This is a genomic window from Pararhizobium sp. PWRC1-1 (assembly GCF_049897905.1).
Lineage (GTDB): Bacteria > Pseudomonadota > Alphaproteobacteria > Rhizobiales > Rhizobiaceae > Pararhizobium.
This window is the reverse complement of the sequence record NZ_JAFCXE010000015.1, coordinates 1-21521: the sequence shown is the minus strand read 5'-3', so window position 1 is coordinate 21521 and position 21521 is coordinate 1. Positions and strand designations below refer to the sequence as shown.

The 21521-nt window shown below is 58.1% G+C and carries 24 protein-coding genes and 5 pseudogenes; 10 read left to right on the top strand and 19 right to left on the bottom strand.

Annotated elements, in window-relative coordinates; translation table 11 throughout:
- Positions 1-21 precede the first annotated feature (21 nt).
- From ACP7E0_RS21715 to ACP7E0_RS21700, 4 genes and pseudogenes are all read right to left on the bottom strand, one after another.
- Positions 22-1260: an extracellular solute-binding protein gene (locus ACP7E0_RS21715; RefSeq protein WP_426127712.1), complete on the bottom strand. Its 1239-nt coding sequence runs from the start codon at positions 1258-1260 to the stop codon at positions 22-24.
- Between the two features lie 184 nt (positions 1261-1444).
- Complete coding sequence (locus tag ACP7E0_RS21710; protein ID WP_426127991.1) at positions 1445-1618, bottom strand: hypothetical protein; 174 nt, start codon at positions 1616-1618, stop codon at positions 1445-1447.
- A pseudogene (locus ACP7E0_RS21705) lies at positions 1564-1713 on the bottom strand (integrase core domain-containing protein); the annotation flags it as partial. The pseudogene ACP7E0_RS21705 and the gene ACP7E0_RS21710, both read right to left, overlap by 55 nt.
- A gap of 497 nt (positions 1714-2210) precedes the next feature.
- Positions 2211-2750 (bottom strand): RES family NAD+ phosphorylase, encoded by a 540-nt coding sequence (locus ACP7E0_RS21700; protein WP_426127978.1) that lies wholly within the window; start codon positions 2748-2750, stop codon positions 2211-2213.
- Between the two features lie 202 nt (positions 2751-2952).
- Between ACP7E0_RS21700 and ACP7E0_RS21695 the strand changes: the two genes are divergently transcribed.
- The 5 genes and pseudogenes from ACP7E0_RS21695 to ACP7E0_RS21675 all read left to right on the top strand — a co-directional run.
- Entirely contained in the window at positions 2953-3498 is a 546-nt protein-coding gene (locus ACP7E0_RS21695) for a DUF3991 domain-containing protein (protein WP_426127710.1), read from the top strand.
- 137 nt (positions 3499-3635) lie between these two features.
- Entirely contained in the window at positions 3636-4310 is a 675-nt protein-coding gene (locus tag ACP7E0_RS21690) for a transcriptional regulator (protein ID WP_426127708.1), read from the top strand.
- Positions 4311-4536: 226 nt separating this feature from the next.
- Positions 4537-4905, top strand: coding sequence for a hypothetical protein (locus tag ACP7E0_RS21685; RefSeq protein ID WP_426127706.1), 369 nt, complete (start codon positions 4537-4539; stop codon positions 4903-4905).
- A gap of 146 nt (positions 4906-5051) precedes the next feature.
- A complete protein-coding gene (locus tag ACP7E0_RS21680) occupies positions 5052-5183 on the top strand; it encodes a recombinase family protein (protein WP_426127705.1) in 132 nt (43 codons plus the stop codon).
- Between the two features lie 5 nt (positions 5184-5188).
- Positions 5189-5329, top strand: a pseudogene (locus ACP7E0_RS21675) (hypothetical protein); the annotation flags it as partial.
- A gap of 329 nt (positions 5330-5658) precedes the next feature.
- On the opposite strand, the gene ACP7E0_RS21670 reads toward ACP7E0_RS21675, so the two are convergent.
- Positions 5659-6021: a hypothetical protein gene (locus ACP7E0_RS21670; RefSeq protein WP_426127704.1), complete on the bottom strand. Its 363-nt coding sequence runs from the start codon at positions 6019-6021 to the stop codon at positions 5659-5661.
- Between the two features lie 140 nt (positions 6022-6161).
- On the opposite strand from ACP7E0_RS21670, the pseudogene tnpC reads away from it, so the two are divergent.
- Both tnpC and ACP7E0_RS21660 read left to right on the top strand, forming a co-directional pair.
- A pseudogene (gene tnpC / locus ACP7E0_RS21665) lies at positions 6162-7044 on the top strand (IS66 family transposase); the annotation flags it as partial.
- A gap of 15 nt (positions 7045-7059) precedes the next feature.
- On the top strand, positions 7060-7356 hold the full coding sequence (locus ACP7E0_RS21660; protein ID WP_426127702.1) for a hypothetical protein: 297 nt from the start codon (positions 7060-7062) through the stop codon (positions 7354-7356).
- A gap of 42 nt (positions 7357-7398) precedes the next feature.
- Here the strand turns inward: ACP7E0_RS21660 and ACP7E0_RS21655 are convergent, their stop codons facing one another.
- The 5 genes from ACP7E0_RS21655 to ACP7E0_RS21635 form a co-directional block, all read right to left on the bottom strand.
- On the bottom strand, positions 7399-7632 hold the full coding sequence (locus ACP7E0_RS21655) for a DUF6894 family protein (RefSeq protein ID WP_426127700.1): 234 nt from the start codon (positions 7630-7632) through the stop codon (positions 7399-7401).
- 80 nt (positions 7633-7712) lie between these two features.
- Entirely contained in the window at positions 7713-7946 is a 234-nt protein-coding gene (locus ACP7E0_RS21650; RefSeq protein WP_426127698.1) for a DUF6894 family protein, read from the bottom strand.
- A 164-nt stretch (positions 7947-8110) separates the two neighbouring features.
- On the bottom strand, positions 8111-8395 hold the full coding sequence (locus ACP7E0_RS21645) for a hypothetical protein (protein WP_426127696.1): 285 nt from the start codon (positions 8393-8395) through the stop codon (positions 8111-8113).
- 9 nt (positions 8396-8404) lie between these two features.
- Complete coding sequence (locus ACP7E0_RS21640) at positions 8405-9538, bottom strand: hypothetical protein (protein WP_426127694.1); 1134 nt, start codon at positions 9536-9538, stop codon at positions 8405-8407.
- Positions 9539-9673: 135 nt separating this feature from the next.
- Positions 9674-10096, bottom strand: a complete 423-nt coding sequence (locus tag ACP7E0_RS21635) for a hypothetical protein (protein ID WP_426127693.1) — start codon at positions 10094-10096, stop codon at positions 9674-9676.
- 55 nt (positions 10097-10151) lie between these two features.
- Between ACP7E0_RS21635 and ACP7E0_RS21630 the strand changes: the two are divergent.
- Positions 10152-10523, top strand: a pseudogene (locus ACP7E0_RS21630) (EAL domain-containing protein); the annotation flags it as partial.
- Between the two features lie 334 nt (positions 10524-10857).
- Here the strand turns inward: ACP7E0_RS21630 and ACP7E0_RS21625 are convergent.
- Entirely contained in the window at positions 10858-11268 is a 411-nt protein-coding gene (locus ACP7E0_RS21625) for a helix-turn-helix domain-containing protein (RefSeq protein ID WP_426127691.1), read from the bottom strand.
- 965 nt (positions 11269-12233) lie between these two features.
- Here ACP7E0_RS21625 and ACP7E0_RS21620 point away from each other — a divergent pair.
- Complete coding sequence (locus ACP7E0_RS21620; RefSeq protein WP_426127689.1) at positions 12234-13559, top strand: hemolysin family protein; 1326 nt, start codon at positions 12234-12236, stop codon at positions 13557-13559.
- Positions 13560-13626: 67 nt separating this feature from the next.
- On the opposite strand, the gene ACP7E0_RS21615 is transcribed toward ACP7E0_RS21620, so the two are convergent.
- From ACP7E0_RS21615 to ACP7E0_RS21585, 7 genes and pseudogenes are all read right to left on the bottom strand, one after another.
- Positions 13627-14001, bottom strand: a complete 375-nt coding sequence (locus tag ACP7E0_RS21615) for a hypothetical protein (protein WP_426127688.1) — start codon at positions 13999-14001, stop codon at positions 13627-13629.
- A gap of 83 nt (positions 14002-14084) precedes the next feature.
- Positions 14085-15496 (bottom strand): annotated as a pseudogene (gene chrA, locus ACP7E0_RS21610) (chromate efflux transporter).
- Position 15497: 1 nt separating this feature from the next.
- On the bottom strand, positions 15498-16319 hold the full coding sequence (locus ACP7E0_RS21605; protein ID WP_426127686.1) for a chromate resistance protein ChrB domain-containing protein: 822 nt from the start codon (positions 16317-16319) through the stop codon (positions 15498-15500).
- Between the two features lie 435 nt (positions 16320-16754).
- Complete coding sequence (locus ACP7E0_RS21600) at positions 16755-17030, bottom strand: hypothetical protein (RefSeq protein WP_426127684.1); 276 nt, start codon at positions 17028-17030, stop codon at positions 16755-16757.
- 101 nt (positions 17031-17131) lie between these two features.
- The gene (locus ACP7E0_RS21595; RefSeq protein ID WP_426127683.1) at positions 17132-17851 is read right to left on the bottom strand and encodes a nickel/cobalt transporter; all 720 of its coding nucleotides are present in this window, start codon (positions 17849-17851) and stop codon (positions 17132-17134) included.
- Position 17852: 1 nt separating this feature from the next.
- Entirely contained in the window at positions 17853-18242 is a 390-nt protein-coding gene (locus ACP7E0_RS21590) for a YqaA family protein (RefSeq protein WP_426127976.1), read from the bottom strand.
- A 404-nt stretch (positions 18243-18646) separates the two neighbouring features.
- Positions 18647-18898, bottom strand: coding sequence for a hypothetical protein (locus ACP7E0_RS21585; RefSeq protein ID WP_060511140.1), 252 nt, complete (start codon positions 18896-18898; stop codon positions 18647-18649).
- Positions 18899-19775: 877 nt separating this feature from the next.
- Between ACP7E0_RS21585 and ACP7E0_RS21580 the strand changes: the two genes are divergently transcribed.
- On the top strand, positions 19776-20207 hold the full coding sequence (locus ACP7E0_RS21580; protein WP_426127681.1) for a hypothetical protein: 432 nt from the start codon (positions 19776-19778) through the stop codon (positions 20205-20207).
- 690 nt (positions 20208-20897) lie between these two features.
- Here ACP7E0_RS21580 and ACP7E0_RS21575 read toward each other — a convergent pair.
- The gene (locus ACP7E0_RS21575) at positions 20898-21299 is read right to left on the bottom strand and encodes a DUF1236 domain-containing protein (protein ID WP_426127680.1); all 402 of its coding nucleotides are present in this window, start codon (positions 21297-21299) and stop codon (positions 20898-20900) included.
- Positions 21300-21521: the final 222 nt, after the last annotated feature.

Sequence of the window (21521 nt, the reverse complement as noted above, 5' to 3'; positions counted from 1 at the left end):
TGCCGTCCGGATGGGGAGACATCAAAGACCGCTGTTCTCAGCCGCCGTCGCCAGCGCATTCTCGGAAGAGGATTGGCCGAGCAAAGCTTCCTGGATGGCTTGCTGCAGGGCGACAGAAAGCTCCTGGTACTTTGGCGTCGTCGGCCGCGGATACATCGCAGCCAGGCTGACCTTAGCCGCTGCGATCAGAACTTCCTGCCCCGCTGTTACAGCCGGATCGTCGTAGGAGGAGGTCCAAATCGGCAGGCTCAGCTTAGCATACTTGTTCTGGACTGGCTGCGAGGTCAGGTACTCAACCAGTGTCCAGGCTTCATCCGGATGCTTGCTGGCCTTGGTAACCCCTAGTCCCATCGAGCCGTTCATCGCCGAGACCTCAGACTTGCCGGAAACACCCGGCGCCGGGACCACGCCAACATTGCCGGCGACCTTGCTCTGGGCTGGGTCGTTGGCGAGGTTATACATATAGGTCCAGTTTAACGCGAAAGCCGCGTCGCCGTTCTGGAAAACCTTGCGGACGTCTTCTTCCAGGAATTCCTTCGAGTTCGGGTTGGTCAGGCCGGACTTATAGCTTTCGACCATGTAATTCAACGCGTCGAGACCGCCGCCACTCTGGAACGCCGGAGCGCCGTCCTTTAGGAAGCTGCCCTGATAGGCTGACACCAGCGTGGTATAATCGCAGATAACTGCTTCGGCCTGCGCCCAACTCCACGCGATCGGGGTGTCGAGGAGTCCCTTATCTTTAATGATTTGCGCCTGCTGCGTCAGTTCTTCCCAAGTCTTTGGAGGCGCCGCAATTCCTGCCTTGGCAAGGATATCCTTGTTGTAGAACAAATACTTTGTGTCGAGGATCCAGGGCATGCCGTAGTGCTTTCCGTCGTAGTCGACGGTCGTCCAGGCTCCCGGCAGCACGCCGGCCTTCGCTTCCTCCGAAACCCGTGACGTTACGTCGAGCAGCACGTTGTTGGTCGCGTATTCCGCGGGCCAGATGACATCGAAAAGGACGACGTCATAGCCGTCTCCCGAGCCTTGAGCGAGGACGGTCTTGTCGCGAAGGCCTTCGTAAGGAACAAATTCGAGGTTAACTTTGATGCCCGGATTTGCCTTTGTGAAGTCGGCGGCCATGGCGCGTACGTCTGCTTCACTATAGGCGGACTGCGCCATGAACAGGGTGTTCAACGTCGTTTGGGCGCAGACTGGCGATGACGCCATCGTCAGGATAAGCGCCCCTCCAGCCAAAGCCCGGGTAATTGACATCTTCATGCAAGACCTCCTGTTTGATTGCGGTTGTCCACGGTTTGACAGGGTCCCGCGACCGACCGAATTGCATTGTTCCCCGCGACACCGGTACGAGCCGCAAACGCAGTTGTATGGATGTTAATACAAGTTGTCAAATGGGTTCATCCAAATGGGCGGACCGAAAATGGGAACGGTCCGCCCCCAGGGCTCAAGCGGCGCCGCGCGTCAGCTTGAACCCTGGCAAGTCAACCGGTACGTCGAGGGCGACGTTGAGGTAGCTGGTGAAGAGATTGAGAACGATATGGGCGGTGATCTTGACGATCTCCTCGTCAGGCCGCCGATGCCCATATTGGGCCGTTCGTTGTTGTACGTCCATAGCCACTGTGTGGCGAATTCCTGTGCCTCCTCGATGCTTTCGATGATGTATTGGTGGAGCCATTCATGTCGGACGGTGCGGTTGTAGCGCTCGACATAGGCGCTCTCGTGTTTTCGTGATGTTGAAGCGAATTCGATCAAACGAATAGTCATCTCCATTCTGTTTGGAGATTCGTGGTGGATATTCGGAACGCCCAGATGTTACCAACGGTCCGCTTACAATGCATATAGGCAAATTTACCCAGTGCCTGCGCAAAAATAAGCCCGATAGCGACGTTCCCGCTTCCGATCGATGTTAAGAAGATATCGCGGAGGTTATCTGCGTGGTGTTCGTGCCGCTAACATCCCGCCTCGTTTCGGAACTCTTCGGCGTCGAGCTAAGGCAACCTTGTTTGCGATCGTTGTCCTGGGTCATCAACTCGGAAGAGTACTCGGCGGTTGGGTCGGCGGCTATATGCTCGATAACGCACATGCCCAACGTAGAGCTTGATGACCTCGATGCCCTTCAAAGCGAATGAGTAATCTGGGGCCTCCTGTTGAAGTCAATGCGCTGGGAAGTGCGCAACCAGCAGCCCTGCGACTACAGCACGAGAGTAATATCAACACGTGTGGCGAATGCAGCAACCTGCCGCACCAACAGTGCTCATTCCGGTCAGATCGGTCTCGGCGACGCGATCCCCAAACAGGAGCACCGCCTGCGGTGGATCACAACGTTTCGATGTCCAGATCAGACAATGCGCGTCCGGCCTGCTTTGATGAATGGCCAAGGCCCACTGCGCGGTGATTTGATAGTCAGCGGCCGTCGTATCGATGAGGTCTGCTCTGCTAACGCCCCACTTGGCCAGGTCAGGGGCGAAGAGGGGCACCAGAGTAAGATCGTGCTTCAGTTCAACGACCGAATGGACGAGAAGTTTGATATTATCGAAGCCGACGGTCTTGTTCGGCTCGTCAATCGGCACGTCGTGAAAGATCGTCTCGTGAACCGCGCATTCGTAGTCCGTTGCGAGATACTGCGTCGCGATTCGATCGCTGCCCAGGAGCAACGGCGCAAATCGGCTGGGACGGCCCTTTCCAGGATTGAAAGTGCAGCTACCAAAACGCTGATCATGGACCCTGTGGAGCCTGGCCCCGGCCTTGATCTCATGAGAGTTCGAAGCCGTGAACGGTGAGGGAGGCGTACTGATCCTCCGGCGATGGTTTCCCCCTCATTTGCTGCGGCGGAAATCACGGCGTCGCCGTCCTTTAACACGTCGACCGGGCGCTTGCCGGCAAGCCATCCGTTCGGAGAGGTAAACCAGAATGCCAATTGCCAGCCGGAACTCGCCGAGCAGGGCGAGCACATTGGCGACACTTTCAATAGGCTGCTACCTCAACGATACAAGGGCTATACCCAGCCGCCTCCTGCAGCGTGCCATCGCCCTGGGGCAGATCCGGGAGGGGGCCCATGGCAGCGCATGGTTTGGTCATCACGACGGCGATGGGAAAATATGCGGCTGGGAGGAACGCGGCCGTCAATGGCGCAGCTTCTCCTCGGGGGGTACGAAAGTCCTGTTTCGTTTTGGCAATCCGACGGCGGCTCGCCTGTGTGTCACCGAAGCCGCCATCGATGCACTCAACCTTGCGGCGGTCGAACGTGAGCGGTTCGATACGCTCTGTGCCAGCACCGCCGGAGGATGGTCGCCGGCAACGGAATTGGCGGTGCTTGCCGGTCGCATCGAGATCCTCGTTGCAGCGACCGATCACAACAGCCAGGGCGAGGCCTATGCCGACACGTTGCGGCGCATTGCAGGGCGAGCGGATTGCGGTTTCCGGCGACTTCGTCCGCGCCTGGAAGATTGGAACGACGATCTGGCCGAAACCGGTGCTGACTTCCCGCATGGCGCCTGACTTTACATGTGCCGCAACCGTGTTGGCATCGACAAAAACGCTGGAATGCCGGTTGTTGCTGCAGGTGCTCGCCATGCGGTCTTGCGATCACCCATGGATCGCTGATAAAGCAGCGTCAGATATCGAGGTGTCATTCTTTGAAAAAGACCAACCGCAGTTTCGCCGTCGAGTACAAAACCGGACGGCGCAAGATAGATCGCAAGCCGAATTCTATCTGGGGAGACCTGGATCTCAAGGCGGTCGCTCGGCAAGAGTATGGAGAGACAACCTCCTTTTTGTTGCCGGAAAACGCCAAAGAGAAAATGTCTAGCGACGGTCATTTTTCGCGAACGGATGGTCCGGTACAGCCGGTGTTGACAGCGGGGATTCCACAGCAGAACAATGCATCGGTGTCCAAGGAGATCGACATGGCCGACGAAAACGAGACGATGACCGAAACGACCACGCAACTCCCCGCCGAGACGGTCACCCCTGCGCCCGTGAAACAGCGCAAACCCCGAGCCAAGAAGGTTGTTGCGGAAGCGGATCCTGAGCAGGTCGTCGGTTCGCCGGCTGGCGCCGAAGCAACGGCCGGCCCGCAAAGGCGTGGCCACAAAGCCAAGGCGGGCCCAGCGGCGAGCGTCGCTAAAACCCAAGGCGTCGACCGGGTAACAAAGACGGCACAAGCGCCGGCCGCCACGTCAATGGCTGTCATCGACGACATGGCCGATCTCCTGCGGCTGGAAGAAGAAAACCGTAGCCTGCGCAAGCAACTTTCCGATAAGCTGCGGGCCGAGAATGCAGGTCTGCGGAAGCGGCTCAATCTCGCTTGACCGGCGAAGGCAGGTGGTCGATGCGGCGGCCGGCCCTGTTCGCTCCCGCGTTGCGCAGGCGGGTAGAACACGAGGTTAATGACAATGGCATCCTTATGGAATTTCGTTGCGCGTCTGACGTCGACGGCGCCAGGAGCGGCAACGGAGCCTGCCTACAGCTAACGCCGAGCAACGAAGCGCCGAAACACTGCCGGCTGCCGAGGTAGTCCCTGACGACCCGGCTCCCGTGACCGAACCGCCCCTAGCCGGAGCGGTCGCCAGGGAGTTTGGCAATGCGATAGCTGCTGTCGACATTGCGGTGGGCCCCGCGGCGGCAACGGCCACTGATGCGCCTTCTCCTGCCGTTTCCGGTCGCGGCGATGGTGTCGCGGCAGATCCCGATACTGAGCAGTCCTCGCCCGCCCCCACGGTCCTTGCGCCAAGGCGACAGAAGAAGAAAGATGGGGAAGCAGTCGCCGGGCGCCAGCTCGGCACCATCACCCCTCAGGCCATCAGCCTCGATGACGAGGTAAAGCTCCTGCGCAGCAAGCTTATCGGCAAACTTCGCGTGCAGAACGCTCAACCCAAGACCATGCTCGTGCGGTTCGAACGTTAAGTCGTGCCGTGGGGTCCGGCTTCCTGAAGCTCATCACAAAGCTTGAACGGGGTATCGCCTCGTAGTCACAAAGCTGGATCGTCTGGGGCGCAACAGCATCGATGTTCAAACCACATTGAAGATTTCTATCTGACGAGAAGACAGGAATGGGCGTTGACGTTCTTGCCTTCCGCTTGCCGGGTTCGATCTTGGGTCGGCAGTTCGAGCGGGAATTGATCGCGGAACGAACGAGGGCAGGGGTTAGACGCGCCAAAGAACAAGGCAAGACACTCGGCTAACAGAGCGACAGAAGGACGAGGCACGACAGGCGGTCAAGGAAGGGGCGTCATTCCGTTCGGTGGCTAAGACCATGGGTGTCAGCCATGCGACAGTTATGCGCGCGTGTGGAGCGATCCGAGTCCGGAGTCCCGACAACGAAATGTAATAGTATTACATCGATTATTGTTCAACAATCCATTTCTGGTGGAATTCCGGGGCGATCCGAGCGGCGGGCTGGAAACGTGGTCACCGCAAGTTCATTCTGATTACAGCGGTTGATTAGCTTTCGCCCACTCATATGTGTCGGAATAGATTTTCCCATCGCTGTGGCTGTGTCATCCGTTATTCCGGAGAGTAAATCAGCCCATGCATCGCACGAACGCTGTTGTAGATCGGGATTAGTCGCATTGGCCTTTCGCCTCAAACGTGCGCCCAAGTCCATAATTGCCACGCCGCGCACGTTGGAATAGTTTACATCCCATCCGAAGAAATGAGCTAATCCTCGTTCCCAAACAACGTCCATTCACCCTTAAAGGTTGGCGTTCCTCTGTTCTCTTCGCCGTTCTTCTGCATCATGAATTGATGGACACCTTGCGATAGTTGGTTGAGAGAGGCGGCGCATTCAAGGTGATCAGTTTCCGGCGTGATGCTGGTTGCTCGTGCAATGGTCCGTGCGAGATTGCCACCGAACATAAGGAACTGTGTTGTGCGGGAAAGAACGGGATGATCGCGGTTGATCTGAAGTTCGTCGCATCGCTTGTTCAGTTTGCTGAGAAACATACCATATTCCAGAAACCGTTCTGGTGTCATCTCAGGTCTCATTGCTGGCTTTTCGCGGAACAAATTAAAAAGGCCCACGCGCATCTCTCCCCCTTAATCCCTTTCCCAATGTTAGCGCGGAATCGTGCGGCGCTCTACAGCCTGTTGACGAACACCTTTGATGCGAGCACAACGGGATCAACCTTCAATGTAATTGCTTTGCGAAATTGGTATCCATTGGCGTCGACATTCCCGACAGCACGATGGTCGATTAGTGTGGTCGTGCCATGCAGGTACTTCAGCCTCTCATCGAACGGATCGAAGCTGCGATCATGGCAAGCGACCTGCTTCATTCGGACGATACTCCGATCCGGGTGTTGGATCGCTCGCTACGAGACAAAGGGCTGGGCAAGGGTGTGAAGAAGGGCAGGATCTGGAAATATGTCCGCGATCAACGTCCATGGGCGGGCACTTTCCGGCCTGGTGCCGTCTAGTATTTTGCTCCTGGCTGGAAAGAGGAGCACGTCCACCGCCATCTCAAGCGATCAAGCGGCATCCTTCAGGCCGACGGCTACAAGGGATACGGGAAGCTATACTCCCCTGGAGCGGATGGGCTCTGGTGCTTCAAAGAAGCAGCCTGCTGGGCGCATTGGCGACGTGACTTCCACGATATCTGGACATCGAACAAATCCGAGATCGCGGGGGAAGCTCTCGATCGTATCGGTGCGCTGTACGATATAGAGCGGAGCATCGACGGTCAGCCCCCGAGATCCGTCTCGCCGCGCGTCAAAAGCAGAGCAAGCCCAGGGCTGAGGCATTCCGTCTCTGGGCCGAAGCCCACTGACCCGCATTCCAGGCAAAGGCGATCTGGCAGCCTTTCGGTATGGGTTGAGCCGTTGGTCTTCGTTATGCCTGTTCCTCGAAGACGGCCGTGTCGCGATCGACAACAATGCTGCCGAGCGGGCTCTGCGTCCGATAGGCGTCGGAAGACGGAATTGGCACTTCGCAGGAGCCGGCACGGGAGCGGAGACCTTGGCGCGGGCCATGACGATCATTGAGACGGCCAAGATGAATGGCCTCGATCCTCAGGCTTACTTGGCCGACGAGCTCGACCGCAAACACCGCTGAGGCAGCCTGATGGCAACAATTACCTACGTCCGCACAATTAAATTTGTCGCGCAAGTTCTCGTGGAGGATCCGGAGCTTCTTCAGGCAATCGTCTCCAACGACGATAATCTAAGGCACGGTAACTTCATCACCGTCTACACCGGGGACGACGTATCCGTCACCTCGCTCACTGACGATGGCATGGAAGAACTGGAGCAGATGCTCTCACACGCTCGCCGCTCACCCGACGAATGGAACGACTTCCTCCACAGTTTCGTCGACGACGAAAAGCTGGTTGCTCGCATCAAAGCGAAATCTCCGCGGTAACAATCGGGCGGTTACGGTTTAGGCGACTGACCGCATTGTACCTTAGCTGTGCATTACATCTCTCAGGTTCACGCTGAAGAGCATATAGCCTTCGTCGTCTGTCACCTCGAAGACTTGACCTTCAATGGGAACGCGCAACGCTATCCTTTGGCTTAGCACGTGTCGCGCGGCAACTTTGGCCTTGGTTCGGGCTGATTCTAGGTCGGGTGAATGGACGCCGACCGTACCTTCAGCAAGGATGTCGCCGCTGCGGAGATTATAGAAGAATAATGGCACTTGAAGTCCTTTTCCGTTTGTATCCGGAGAACTCCACTATGGTCGCAATGTTCCACTGATTGCTAATAAACACCAGCTTTTCAGCTGTGCAGTATATTTCTCAATGGCATATTGAAGAACATGACGCCTTCTTCGTCACACACCTCGAACACTTGACCGCCGACAGGTACACCGAGTGCAATATGTTCAAACAGTATTTCCCGCGCAGCAACTACGGCTTCGGTTCGGGCGCTGTCCACATCTGGTAGTTCGATTCCATCAATGTCTTCTTCGAATTGCTCGCCGTCACGTAGATGAAAATAGAAGCGTAGCATGCGCGCTTTCCCGATTGTGTGTCAGAGAACGCGAGCAATTGCTTTTGTTCCACGTTTAAAAATAGACATACCCATTACATCAAAAGTGGTACGCGGTTCATTCGCAATCATCGATTGTTCGTGAATGATTCGCTGATCGCTTTCGCAAGTACCAGTTTATTCTGTTATTCTTTATCGTTGATGAAGCCAAGAATTGCAATCCAAACCAAATGTGCCATATTATTAGGTGCGCCGTTCGCGAGCTGTCGTACGTCGTCCCTGGTGAGTTCGACCCTGCGCGTATCGACGCTTTCCACGGTCTTGGGCGCGAGGAAGGAATAGGAACCGAACAGGACCGCACCCACCACGACGAAGTGCAGAAGGGGTTCGCCGAGGAACCGCTTCCAGATCGTTACAGGTGCAGGTTCCGCAGGCATCGAGGGTTCCGGCGCTATCGGGAGAAGTTTCATAGAGTACACCTACTGTTTTTGAGTGGCGGACGCGCGCACGGCAGCGTCAGCGGTGGTGAGCGGGCTGCGCCTGAGGTAACTGAGGATTGCAAACTGTTCGGCGGGGTCCTTGACGACGTTCGACCTCATGATGGTGACAAAGTCCGGCGTTGCCTCCCACGCTTCCCAGTCTGCCAACACCATTGCGACGAAGCCGGCCATCCGGGGCCGCGCTTTGATGACGGCGCTGTACGATTCGACGATGCGGGCGCGGGGCAGCGTTCCGGCCGCGCCGCCGTGGACGCTGAGCGCCAGCAGCGCTGCCTGGATTTCCTGCAGAGAGCGCTGGTGGTCGGCGAAAAAGGCGGTCTCCAACCATGCAAGACGATTTTCTCCACGCAGCTCCAGATCAGCAGCAAGCATGGCCGACAGGTTGGTGGCATCCCGCTTCTTCATCGCGGCATCGATCTGCCACTCGAGGTCTCCAGCGTCACCAGGGCCGCCTACAATGCCGAGCAGCAATGTGTAGGCCGTACGCCGGGAGGCGAGGCGGGTATCGGCCAACCAGCCACGGACGCTCTCGTCGCTGATCTGCGATCGGATCAGTCGCATCGTGCCGTAGGGTGCACGTGACAGCTCACCATAGGCGATCTCCGCGACGAGTGGGTCGGCGCTTTCGAGCTGGCTTCCAACAACGGCGATGCGCTCCCGCCACTCTGATTCAGTCAGATATGAGGATGTGAGGCTCATCTGCGGCCAAGTTCGAGCAGGACGAAGGCCTCCGCCGCGTTTTGTCTGCACCAGTTGCCGCAGCCAGTCGGCGTGAGCGGCGCGCATCATTCCCATGGCCGACCACTTCTCGGAGACCCGGTCGCGAAGAATCAGCAGTGGGTTCTCATCCCGCGCCACGGCTATGTCGTCACCGACGGTCAGGCCATCGACAGACATAGCCGTCTTGGCGAGCGGGGCCGCCAGACCAGGCTGCGCGATCACGTCACCGACCGAGTCGCCACCTTTGATGACTTCGATAACGCGGAACTGCCGGCCGCCGGGCAGGGGAGCAGCCAGAACCACTTGATCGGCCGCGTCGAGCTTCTGGCCGGGTGTTACCGTCAGCCCGGAGAAGCAGATGGTGCAGGCCTCGGCCCCGCTCGTGAATGCCACCGTAGCATTACCAAACTGAGCAGCACACCAATCGATGTTCGTCGGGTCGGTCGTATCGTTTCCACAGGGTCGAACTCCACCAGCAAGCTGCACGCGCGCCGGGATGAACCAACGCGCGGTGTTCGCGGACACTGCCTAAAACGGCGATTTCTGCTGGGCGAGCGGGTCGAGCATCTTGGGTGTCGGCACGACCTCATAGTTTGCGTAGCCGAATTCGTTGCTCCGCGCCGCGAAGTACTTATCGCCGAGCTTGTAGACGGTCGCTTCGTACGGCGCGTAGCTGAGCGTCGTGACGATGGCACCATCCTTGATGGCATAGCCGGTGCCCGCGCCCATCATGCCGCCATGCAGAATGTCACCAACCTCACTCGGCTGGGGGATCGCGCCGTTGCTGTTTGAGATGAGACGCTGGCCGGACGTGGTCCACGCTATGCTGAAGACTTCGCCCGTGACGTTGTTGCGGACCCAGCTCGACTTGCCGACGATGAGCTCGGTGAGTGCGGTGTTGTCCAGCGCGGTGGCGCCCTTCTGCTTCAGGTCGGCGACGGTGGTTCCCATGTTGGCTGCAGCCCTTAGTTCCTGAGTGGGCGTGTACCAGATCGGCGCCGGCCATATAGGGATCGCCGTGATTTTGTCTCCTCTCCAGTTCAGGAGTCAGACGCTTGCTCACACCGTTGTTTCTGCCCTCGCCGATTCCGGCTCATCAGCCTCCCGGCTTGAACTTGAGATCATCGAATCCGTCCTCCTGACCGATAGCGAAGCCGTCCTGGCAACCTTGCACCATATCAAGAGCCTGGGTGTGCGGATCGCAATGGACGATTTCGGAACTGGTTATTCCTCGTTGAGCTATCTGAGACTTTTCCCATTCGATAAGATCAAGATTGATCAGTCCTTCATTCGCGATCTCGGAAATTCGAAGGAATGCGCCGCTATCGTAAAAGCCGTCGTGGATCTGGGCGCCAGTCTCGACATCACGACCACAGCCGCGAGAAGATAGTTGGAATGGCGGTGCAGCATAAAAAGCCGGGCATGAGGCTACGGGCAACTCCAACCTGTTTCGACGGCGCTCCACGCCAGAACCGTGCACACCGAACGAGAGCGACGGAGCAGAGCAGTAACCAATCAGCCCCAATATCGGGTTCGGGCATCGAGGCGATTGGGGTCCTTCCCTTCGAGGAGGATTCGGACGGTCCTTTGGTCCAAACTGCAGAACATCAAACACCTAGTCCGGGCCTGCCGGATCACTTTGGATTGGGAAGTGGCAACTACGAGGTGGCAGACCACCCCTCGAACTGCGCTTCGATCGCAAACAAGCTCCCTCAACCGTCGCTGGTTTTCGCCGCTGTTTTCACCAACCCGACGATCTTCCGACGCACCTGGTCATCCGCAATCTTGGCAAAGGCTTGGTTGAGGGTCAGCCCCTCGGAAGTCGACAGGAAAAGTGAAAGTTCGTCGCTCTCCAATATTTCACCAGAAACTGTAACCTGCGCGCCCTTGCCTTCGAAGAAAAAGGTAACAGAAACGCGTAACACGTCGGCGATCTGCTGCAGACGGCTGGCGCTGACGCGGTTGGTGCCCTTCTCATATTTCTGGATCTGCTGAAAAGTCACTCCAACGGCCTCGCCAAGATCGGTTTGGCTCATTTTCATCATCATGCGCTGGAAACGGATTCTACTGCCGACATGGACATCGACGGGGTGCGGCATTCTCGGGGCCGTTGAGTTCAGCATGCTATCCCATCCTTGCTGGTGCGACCGACCCTGACGCGGATCGCGGCCGAATCCGTTTATTAAGCTGTTACTGAGACACAATGTTTGTCAAGATCTTCGCCATGAGCGGCATCAACTTCTATGCCTCAAGGCCGAATGTTGGCGACCTTCCTCTTTGGCATGTCGCATAGTGCCAACGGTTGCCCCTGAGATCCGCGACAAGATCTTGAAATGCTGCCAAAATTGAAAAAGCTAGTGTCGAATTCCGTTTGAAAATCAAAGTGTTGTGCTCCGCAAGCGGCGCAACCGTCGGTTCTGGTTCACACTATGCCGGGCAGCTTCAATATCTGCAGCCGCGCTCACATCCAGCTTAACGTTACCCAAATGAGAACCGCAGCCACGAGAACTATGCTCGTCGCGAATGTGATGCGTTTTATCATGTCATTGACCCATTTTAGTATCGACAGAAGGAGACTGCACCACTTATGCGGGAACGTCGAGACCGGTGTTGAGGTGCTTGCTGGGCATAAGTCAAGTTTAGGGTACACCGTTGGATAAATGCAGGCTCTATTCATGGCTGAGCCGCACCGCAGTAACCAGGCCGCCGATCGCGTATGACGTCAACAGCACGATTGAGCCTATGAGGATTCGTTCCGCCATAATGGTGGTGAACCTAGCCGCGCTTGGTTTACTAAGTCCTCAGACCCAATGGAAGAGTTAACGGGAACGAAAATCCCCAATCCCTCGCCTCATCCTAGTGCTTATGTCGGCCGCAGCACCACAACGAAACCTCGCCGGGTGAGGGCGGGGCAAGCAGCATTCAGACATAGCGGTGCCATGGGCATCGCAACTTTGCCGCGCCCCAAAGGGCGTTTTCCGAAGACTCCTGACGACCTTGGCCGAATAAGCTTGGCCACGGGTTACATCGTCTCGATTTCCCATGCTACGCTTTTGCCATCATAAACAGCACAGGACATCACAACCGCATGCCCGACCAGGATGGCAGTATATTCGACTATGTCGGCATCATCGCCGTTTTTCTTCTCGTTGCCGCGAACGGCTTCTTCGTCGCCGCGGAATTCTCCTTGGTCTCGGTTAGGCGGAGCAGGGTGACCGAACTCGTCGCCGCGGGCCGGATGAATTCAACAGCACTCCAGCGTGCGGTCGACAACCTCGACGCCAATCTCGCCGCCACCCAGCTCGGCATTACCATTTCATCGCTTGCTCTGGGTTGGGTCGGCGAACCCGCCTTGGCGCATCTCATAGAGCCGTTATTGGCGTTCCTGCCCGGCACATGGGCGACCGCCAGCTCCCACGCCATCGCGGTCGCAATCGCCTTCATCATCATCACGGCGCTGCATATCGTGCTCGGCGAGCTGGCACCAAAGAGCCTCGCCCTCCAGAGAAGCGAGGGAACAGCACTCGCCGTCGTGCGCCCACTCGGATTCTTCCTCGTGTTGCTCAAGCCTGCGATCATGACGCTCAACGGTCTTGGCAACCTTGTCCTTAGACTGGTCGGACTTCGTCCGGGAACGGGCGAGTCGTCGCTGCATTCGGCGGACGAACTGAAGCTTCTCGTCGCCGAGAGCCAGGAAGGCGGTCTGCTCGACGTCGCCCAGCAGCAACTGGTTGAGCGGGTGTTCAACATCGGCGACCGCCACATCTCCGACATCATGACGCCGCGGCTGGACGTTGATTGGATCGACGCCGACGACAGCCTCGAAGACATGCTCGCCACCATTCGGGAATCCCAACACGACCAACTCGTCGTCTCCCGCGGGACGATCGACGAACCCATCGGCATGGTCCTGAAGAAGGACCTGCTAATCCAAGTTCTCAACGGCGGCACGATCGATCCGATGGCGGTCTTGAAGCAACCGCTCGTCCTGCACGAATCCACACCCGTCTTCCGCGTCCTCGACAACTTCAAGGCGTCACCCGTGCGCCTAGCCATCGTGATCGACGAATATGGCAGCCTGGAAGGCATCGTTACGCAGACCGATCTACTGGAGGCAATCGCCGGAGACCTGCCAGGTCCCGAAGGAGAGCTGCCCAATGTCGTGGAGAGAACGGATGGATCGCTCCTGATGGAAGGATCGATGCCCGCCTACGAGGCATTCCAGCGTCTGAACCTCGGTGACGGTCCCTCCGACGGCGACTTCCACACTCTCGCTGGCTTCGCCCTCTACAGGTTGAAGCATCTGCCCGTGGTGGGTGAGACATTCCGGCACGACTTATGGTCTTTCGAGATCATCGACTTGGACGGTCGTAGGATCGACAAAATACTGGCCAAGCGCATTTCCGACGCTTGATGACCGAGATGCCCAAGCGACTTGAAAGGCGCGGGCTGTTCATTGCCCTCTGCCGACACCGATCCGGTTACCGCCAGTAGACCTCGACTCGTGACTGCCAGGCATGGATTTCGGAAAGCGTGTCACGGACGTCGGCAATGCAGGGATAAAGCTCGATAGCGGCAGCGCTGGCAGCAGGTCTCGCCTCGATCTTCCGGACCATCCGCGTCACTTCCCGCAACGCGACGTCGGTCGGAACGCCCGAAAGCCTCATGATGTTTTCGGCCGCGACCCGCGCCTGAGTGTATGCGGATGGTCCCAGCGCGCTCCGGCATCGGTAAGCCGCTTCCAGATGGCGGAACGAGGCCGTAGTGAGACCCCGATACACGCTGTCGTAGTTGTCAGCCGTCGCGGGCATCGCAGCAGCCAGGGACATTGCACAGAAGGCGACAACTATTTTCATCGGTGATTCCAAAGATTCTCTGGCCGCCAATTGAGCAGAGCAAAATGGCGTTGTCGAGACGACGGCGAGAGGAACGTTTCCAATCACACCCCGACGGTGGCGAGTGTCCACGCCATTCCCGCGAGCGCGCAGACCAGGAGCGTGGCAATGACCGATGCCTTGAAGCGGAAGATGGTCACGGCCGCAGCGATCGAGAGGACGAGAGATGGAAACACGATCGATCCGAGGACGGGAGCGTCGATCGAAATCGCGCCGAAGTGCCAGGTCGTGACTTGTGCGAACAGCGTGTGGAGGGCGAACCAGACGGCGAGATTCAGGATCACCCCGACCACGGCGGCCGTAATCGCCGACATCGCTCCCGTCAGAGCGACGTTGCCCCGCAGTTTTTCGATAAGGGCGCTCCTAGGAAAATCCAGAGGAAGCATGGGATGAACGTCACCCATGTCGTCAGGATCGCCGCAAGCGTCGCGGCTGTCATCGGATCGAGCGAACCAGGATCGCGGTAGGCTCCCATGAAGCCAACGAACTGCACGACCATGATCAGCGGCCCCGGCGTCGTCTCGGCCATGCCAAGTCCGTCCAGCATCTCGCCGGGCTTGAGCCATCCGAAGTGCTGGACGGCCTCCTGGGCAACATAGGCGAGAACCGCGTAGGCTCCGCCGAACGTCACGACGGCCATCTTCGAAAAGAAGACGCCGATCTGGGTGAAGACGTCGTTCGGCCCGAGATAGACGTAGAGCAGCGCGAGCGGAACGAGCCAGAGCAGGAGGAAGACGGCCGAAACCTTGAGCGACCAGGCAAGGTTTGGCCGGGCGTGGAGTGGTGTTTCATCGCCGAGCGCGGAGTCCTCATCCTTCAATGTCGGTCCCGATCCGGCCTTATGTCCGCCGCCGACACGGAACAGCGGCGAGCCGGAGCGGCCGCCGATGTAGCCGATTATGCCTGCCGTCAGGATAATCAGCGGGAAGGGCACCCGAAACACGAAGATCGCGACGAAGGCCGCCGCCGCGATGCCGATCATCAGCCTGTTCTTGAGCGCCCGGCTGCCGATCCGGAATACGGCTTGGACGACGACGGCGAGGACGGCGGCTTTCAATCCGAAGAACAGGCCTTCGACGACGGTGACGTTACCGAAGGCGGCGTAGATGTGGCTGAGGCCGAGGATGGCGATAAAGCCGGGAAGCACGAACAGGATGCACGCCACAAGGCCACCCGCCGTCCGGTGCAGAAGCCAGCCGATGTAGATGGCGAGCTGCTGCGCTTCGGGGCCTGGCAGCAGCATGCAGTAGTTGAGGGCATGAAGGAAGCGATGTTCCCCGATCCACCGCTTCTCGTCGACCAGGATGCGGTGCATGACGGCGATCTGCCCGGCCGGGCCGCCGAAGCTCAACGCCGCGATCCGCAGCCAGACGCGGACGGCCTCGCCGAACGGTATGCCGTGGTCACAAGTTTTCGGGGCCGCAGGCGGGGCGGCCCGATCGATGATTTCGGTCATGTCAGGCTCCCTTCTTGCCTGCGGGCCAGGTATGCGTCTCGTCGGTGGCGTCCCGGCACCAGCGGTGGAAGGTGTCGTAAAGCAGGAGGCCTGCCTCCAGTTGCTCGTGGTCGTCGGCAAACATCCGCGACAGTCCGAGCGAGGCCGCCAGCAGGCCGGGGGCCTCGGGGGCCAGATCGAGACGGGATGTGTCGGCCCCGCGGACGATCGTCGCCAGCCGAAGCAATGGTTCCGATGCAAGACCGAATTCCTCGACCATCACATCGAAGGTGCAAAGCTCACCGCGGTGGCTCCACCGGATGTCCGCCTCGATATCAAAGGGTGCGCCGCCGAAGCGGTCCGCGACGAGTTCGACCTCCGATGGCGGCACGAACAGGAACAGCGCGTTCGGATCGACGAAACGGCGGATGAGCCAAGGGCAGGCGATGCGGTCGATCTTCGGCCGCGCCCGTGTCACCCATACGGTCTGCCCAGCGGCATTGCGCGGCGGCAGCAGGGAGACGGGAACGACAGGAAGCTTCTCGGCGCTCCACGCCTCGAAGCCGCCTTCCAGGCTGTCGGCCGGAATTCCGGCCTGCCGTAACCACGCAGCCACGCCATGACTGAGCTTCTGGCCGCGCTGGCATATGATGATTGCGGAGGTTCCCACGAGGTCGCCGATCCAGTTGTCGAGGGTGCGGTAGTCGCGCCGGACGGAGCCGGGGATCAACCTCGGATCGGCATCGAAGTCCTCGTCAATGCGGACGTCGATGAGCACCGGGCTTTTGGGGGTGCCGATAAGGCGGGCAAGCTTGTCGGGAGATATATGCAATAGTGAAGACATGACGCGTCCTTCCGTTAATCGGTTGTTGGACGCGATACTTCGGCTGTCGCCTCGTGGGGTGATCGCAACCCCATGGCAATTGTTTTGGAGCGATCTCCGGGAACTGTCAAGCATCTTGCGAGGAGGATTCTGCGCTGTGAGTTTCCGGAGGCGGCGAAAATGTGGGTTCCCCCTTTGCTGCGCTACTTCTCGATGATCGAGCTTGCAGCGATCGGACCGCTGCCATCGGATGAGGTGGAGACTTCAGCTTGACGAACTGTTTGCGCCCTCCTGCAAACACTATGTAGAGCCTGGACGTCCAGTTGTCGGCTTGTTCTTCCGAGATTTTCTCCGCGTCTGTGCGAACGAAGAATTCTTTGAGAAATGCATTGATGTGGACACTCGCCGCAGCGATAGTGCATGTCTCCACCGGGGTTTCATGTAACCAGGCCTTTGTCACACCTCCATGATCTTCTCGGCAACGGTCTCGCTGGAGGCCCACCACCCCTTCATCGCCTCAGCATGTTCGAGCGGAGCGAGACGGGCAAAGTCGCCTGCCGGGATGGGAGGCCATCCCAGTGTCGCCGCGGATACCGTCATCTCCTCGAAACCGGAATCTGGTGCGAGGCATATTCGTTGGAAAACGTCCAACATCGGGTCGGCATCGATGGTCGCCGCCACTGAGGTCGGCCAGATCGCAGCAAGCAAGGCGAGTTTCAAGCAGGTCGACATTTTGACCTCGCACTGGCGGAAGACGTAACATGGGAAACGTCTGCCAGATGGCTGTTGTTCCTCACCACGTCAGCCGCATGCCGTTCCGCTATGCACGACGCCTAGCGCCACCACAGTTCGTGCACCGCGACGAGAACCAGCACCGCGCCTGATGCCGCCTGCAGACCCTTGGTCAGCCGCGATATCAGTTTCGGCCTCGTCTCGAACAGGTGCACCATCTGCTGCCGGAAGAAGACCGCGGCCAACGCCACGCTCGACAATGTCAGGGCGACGCCGATCATCATCACAATCGCGAACATGATGCCAGCCTCGGGGACACCGCGCGAGATTGCGAAGGTCATCACGAACAGCGTCAGCGGGCACGGAATAAGCCCTGCCGACAATCCGACCACGATGCCTTGCTGATCGCCATGGGGTCCTCGGAACAGGGCGCTCCACAGCATCCAGATGCCGATAACCCCGAGCAGCCCACGGCTGACGGATTCCAGGATCGGCGAGGAGCCCGCACCCGTGCCGCCGAACATGATCGAGACCAGGGGCAGCGAGAACATCGCGATGACGACGGACATCGCAACGTGCGTGAACGAAAGCGCGAGCGAGACCAGAAGGCCGCGGACCATGCTCAGGGACGATCCCGCCAGATAGGTTGCGAGGATCGATTTGCTGTGACCGGGCGTCATCGCGTGCACCGCCCCGAAAGCGATACTCATCGGCAGGAAAGCGAGGAAGGCACCCCAGCCAGATCCGCTGGCAAATGCTTTTATGTGTTCCCCGAACGCTAAATAGATGTCCCGCTGAACATCGATGATCCACGGCCACATTTCAGGTCAGTGCTGTCGTTGCCAATGCCAGAACAACATAGCGGCCGACCTTCGCGATGGAAACCAATATGACGAAGGTGGCCAGAGGCTCGCGCAGCACTCCCGCCACCATGGTGATCGGGTCGCCGATAATCGGCACCCAACTCCGCAGCAAAGACCACTTGCCGTAACGTTGATACCAATCCTGCGCCTTGTCGATACGTTGCGGCGACACCGGAAACCAACGACGCGACCGGAATCGCTCGATGTAACGACCAAGCATCCAGTTCATGACCGCCCCAAGAACGTTCTCGACCAGGGTGGCGATGGAGTAGCCGCCATCGACGATCAGGTACACGAGATGTGCCTCGGACTGCGCGGGCAGGATCGTGGCGGCGGCAAGCGCCGTCATGAAAAGGCCGATGTAGGCCGTCACCTGTGATACCGGTCCTTTCTGGAGGAATGGGAATGTTCGTACCCGCCCGGTATGACTTTTGATCCCGATAGATACGGATGATCCGGAGTGAGGTCCGCATGGACATGGCGATCGTCCTCTTCGGCGGCCGGCCAAAGAGATGCCGCGGCAAATGCCCCCAGCGCCGTGAGCGCAGCCAGAACCACGTAGGTTGTCGCGATGCCAGCCGTCGCCCCGAGCCAGCCGGCCAATGGATAGGTGATCAGCCAGCAGCCATGGGAGAGTGCGAACTGCGCAGCGAAAAGGGCTGGCCGATCCCCAGGCGAAGCGGACCGCCTCGTCACCAGCCGAGACACTGGCCGTTGGGTGATCTCCAACGGAAACATAAAACTGCGTAACTGTCAGGTAACGTCACCGGGCCCGTAATAGACTTTTGTCCAGACAACGGACCATTCATCCGAGCCGCCTTCATCATAGACGTAGCGGCCATCCCCGGAGAGCTCTTCGCGCCAGGGATCCATGGTCAACCATGCCGGAGGTGCTATTCCGGGTAGCTTCAACAACTGAAGAACGTCGTGAAGCTCCGGGAGCGTGGTGACCTTTTGGACGTCCTGCAAACCGCTAGCTCTGATTGTCCAGGCATAATGCGTCATCGTGCGGTTTCCTTTCCAGACGTGTCGAGGCAGTGCTTACCATCAGCCATGCTATCGATGAGAGATCTTCCACTGATTGCTGGTGACCGTGATGCGCCAGAGCAGGTGTTCGCGGTCATGTCCCTGGAAACAGCCACCTTCTCTTCCCTAGGTGGGACGGTCTCGGGACGAATGATGCTCAACTACGAAAACGTAATACATAATCAAACCACCTTGCCGATCGGCTCCATGGTTTCCACCAAACTTTCAACCGAGCACCCTCGGTCATTCAAGATATCGACGAGGGCTCCGATTCGCACCGGGCGAAGCAAAACCCTATAGACAATTGTATACTCCGGAAGCTTTCGAGTGGGATCCTCGAGGAGGAAGAGACGATGACTACGCGCTTCTTCATAGGCTCGAACTTCGTCCGACACATAGGACAAGGAAGTCCCGGCTCCTAAGGTGTAAGCGTAAATCGTAAATCCGTCGGGCATTTCAGACCTCGTGTTACGTAGCCTACTTTTTGTTCAGCGCTAGCGGCTGATCGCGAGACAGGCTTATATCAAATATAGCTCTTGTGGATCATCACTCCATCCGGCTTCGGCCCTCTAACGAACCAAGACCTTTGGAATGAAACCAAGGCAAAGGTCCTGCCGAGGTTGCAAACAACAAGTTTTGGCCCCAAATCCGTGTAAACGACAGGTGCTTTTGTTATCGCGCGAGATTCAACCCCACCAGAGAACGGCTATGGCTGGACGATAGAGAACAGGTCGGGATGAGGGTAATACGATCAGGTCCCGTTGACGATCGGCGCGGTCAAATTCAGAGTATAAAGCGCTATCGCACCGCATGCCATGCCTGCGTGCTGGATAGCTTCGCTCGCAAGGAGTCCCACATGACGACGGGCCGAAAAATTGTTCAGTCTCAACTCGGCATTATTTTGAGCGTATTGATTGCGGCAACCCCATACACAATGAAGGTTTCGGGTTTTACCCTTGAGCTTGCCCCCCATTCTGTTTTTGCAAAAGATGGCAATAACGGAAATGGAAATGGCGGCGGCAATGGGAACGGTGGGGGCAACGGGAACGGCGGCGGGAATGGCAATCAGGGCGCGGGCAAAAGCGAGACGCGAGGAAACTCTCAAGGCGCAAAGGATCAGGGTTCGAAAGGGAAGATCGGTTCTGCAGGACTATCTGTTCGCCATAGCGATGGGATCAGCGAGGTTGTGCGCAATGGGCGATATATCATGAAGGATTCCAAAGGTCGCACCATCGTGAACCGTCAGGCCACCTTCGCAGATGAGATCCGTCTGAGATTTTTGCATTAGAATCTGATGACGGGCGTCTCAAACACATTCGGCGATCTCGAACGCGGGCAATTGCAGCAAGTTTGCCGATCGGGCCTTCAAGTTTTGATTGGTGAAATGCCATCGGCTCCTTGATCGTGATCGGCGTTCCAGAGGTTAAAATCCGCGTAAGTTTGTGCTCATCCACCGGATAAATGACGATGAGCTGATTAACGTTCACGTATATTTTTTCATCGGTTTCAGATGTCAGCTCAAGCCACATGGCAGCGCTCCTGGGTCGGGTCGTTGAAACCACTGTCGACGCGGGCCCCGGACTGCGCGAGGGCCAGCTGTGAACGGCAGGCTATTTCTTCTGGTCCAATTGAGTGCTGCCAACCGGCAAGACCACCGTTACCTGTCGTTTAGGCGGTCCCGCCATGCTCGTGGAGACCACTGCAAGGGTCAGTCCAGCCATCGCCAGAAAAACAAAGAAAAAAACCCCGCTTAGTGAGGAACTGGACTTTGGCGCTTGTTGATATGACATTTGTTGATCTCATTCAGTGGCAGGCGAGACGAGGCAGGGCGGTACGTCGCGTACCGCCCTGCCGTAAAATTCAGGCGAACCCAACAAACGACAGGATTGCGCCGATAATGACAATTGCTCCAACGAGCCAGATCAAACTGTTCATTGTTTTCTCCTTCGCGGCGACTGTGTTGCTGGGGTAGCTCCCGTTACTGGATCACCTGAACGACGGTGCGTGTCTGCGGATCGACGATAACGCGCTGCTCATTGACAATGGTGTAGGAATAACGGGGATCGTCCGTGATCGGCATCAAAACCACCTCTTGGGGGACAGGCTTGCCAACAACGATCGGTTGTTCGACCACGACCGAATTTTGCACCGGCTGCTGCTGAACATAGGTGACCACGCGTGCTGGCGGAGGATCGATTGCCGTGCCAGCGATAGCACCGGCAACGCCGCCAACGGCAGCGCCCACGGGACCGCCGACGATTGCACCAGTGACGGCACCACCGGCGGCGCCAGTGACTGTTCCGCTTGCGTCATCGGCTAGGGCCGTGCCTGCGAGCGTGAGTGTGACGAGGGTTGATGCGAGAATGATTTTCGTTTTCATTACAGGCTCCTTTTCTTTTTGCAGCTGTACAACGCCATCCGTGGAAAGCTGTTCCCGCCTAGGGCTACAGTCCGGTTTCTCTACGACGAACGCCCGGAACTGTTAGGGCTAAAGTCCTGTATCACCACAGTAAACGTGGATCGCAAGCCATCCCGGGGAACAAACTCCGGCGCGTTCTATTCACGCTAGATTGAACATAGGAACCGACGATGGACACTAGTT